At 36.1% G+C, this 427-nt stretch carries 1 tRNA gene; it reads left to right on the forward strand.

What is annotated here, in order from left to right:
• Positions 1 to 195 precede the first annotated feature (195 nt).
• Positions 196 to 272 (forward strand) — tRNA-Pro (locus ACHMP6_RS01885).
• The last annotated feature ends 155 nt before the right edge of the window (positions 273 to 427 follow it).

Here is a 427-nt window from a genome sequence, read left to right on the forward strand (position 1 = left end):
GAGACATGCCTGTACGGTTTGGGTGGGGGCTTATTGAAACCTAGTAAGTGATTATTAAGGCGCAATATTTCTATCCACATTCAGAAGGTTAGGGGTTCGAGTCCTCTTGGGTGCGCCATTTAAATATTATTTTTAATATTTTTGTTTTTTTAAAAAAATAATTTCATTAATTAAATTTTAAAATAAATTTTAAAACGGGAAGTAGCTTAGCTTGGTATAGCGCCTGGTTTGGGACCAGGAGGTCGCGGGTTCAAATCCTGTCTTCCCGACCATTAAAATTAATTTTCATCATTAAATTATATTTTTATACAAGCGAATGTAGTATAATGGCCATTACTCTAGCCTTCCAAGCTAGAAATGTGGGTTCGATTCGGGCGCGAAATGATGCCTAATTATGAGTGATTTCACGTATCACGAACATCATGAT

Source organism: Candidatus Phytoplasma palmae, assembly GCF_046896035.1.
Lineage (GTDB): Bacteria > Bacillota_I > Bacilli_A > Acholeplasmatales > Acholeplasmataceae > Phytoplasma > Phytoplasma palmae.